Annotated in this window: 1 pseudogene; it reads left to right on the top strand. The window is 50.0% G+C overall.

What is annotated here, in order from left to right:
- Positions 1 to 42: 42 nt before the first annotated feature.
- Positions 43 to 1196: pseudogene (locus D5269_RS18945) on the top strand (hypothetical protein); the annotation flags it as partial.

The raw sequence follows: 1196 nt of genomic DNA, 5'->3' as shown, positions 1-1196 counted from the left end.
ACATCTACAGCGAAACCTTTCGTTCCGGAGGTTCCCTCCTTTGTGAATCTCACAGGCAACACCAGGGTAGCCTTTGAAACTACCAATGCGGAGATACAGAAAACTTTCATCGACAACTTAACGGATTCCCCTTACATGGTTTTGCTTCGACAGGAGAACACCTACGATCAGAAATTCTATATCTATATCTACAAATTCCCGAAAAGCCTGTCTGCCGAAGCTCTGCTGGCCGAATTCAACTATGGCGACCCAAGGACTGCACATCCAATGCACTTTCAGCCGATGCCCAACGGCACAAAGTATATCTTCCTGCAATATGATGCTGCCAATAACAAACTGCTTTGCAACAACAAGATTTATGAGAATCTTACTATGTTGAGCTTTTCGTATGTGATTGACGCATCACCGCTTTCTGGGTCTTTGGGGCAGTATCCGCACAGGGATACTTTGACATCTTCCGGCGGTTCCGGCCGGTTTTATGTCTACCCAGAAGATCACGAATGGCAGATTAACGGGCAGACAATCAACCGATATTATGATTGGTGGCTACCTGTCCGTACAGGGACAATGCCGCCAACCGATCAAAAGCCAGACCCGGAGGAACCCGACCCGGATAACCCTGATCCAGACAAACCAGACCCAGACCCCGAAGAACCTGACCCTGATATAAATATTGATACGGACGGAGACGGAAAGCCAGATTTGAATGTTGACACAGATGGCGATGGGAAGCCGGATATTAACATTGACACCGACGGCGACCGAAAGCCTGATCTAAATATTGACACAGATGGAGATGGAAAACCCGATCTGAATGTTGACACCAATGGCGATGGAAAACCGGATATCAATATCGACACCAATGGCGACGGGAAACCGGACATCAACATTGATACCAACGGAGACGGCAAGCCAGATATTAACATCGACACCAACGGCGACAAGAAACCAGATGTGAACATTGACACGAATGGCGACAAAAAGCCCGACCTGAATATTGACGCGGATGGAGATGGGAAACCCGACCTTGATATTGATGCAGACGGGGATGGGAAACCGGATACCAACGTAGATACCGATGGGGATGGTTGGCCGGATGACAACCTGAAGCCGGGAGGAAGCGGCGGCGGTCCCAGTGGGGGCGGCGGCGGTTCCTCCGGCAGCTGGGAGATTCCGCCCAAGGACGACAACGGTAT

It is taken from the genome of Anaerotruncus sp. 1XD42-93 (assembly GCF_009917605.1).
GTDB lineage: Bacteria > Bacillota > Clostridia > Oscillospirales > Ruminococcaceae > Anaerotruncus.
This window is presented reverse-complemented; position numbering and strand designations above follow the sequence as displayed.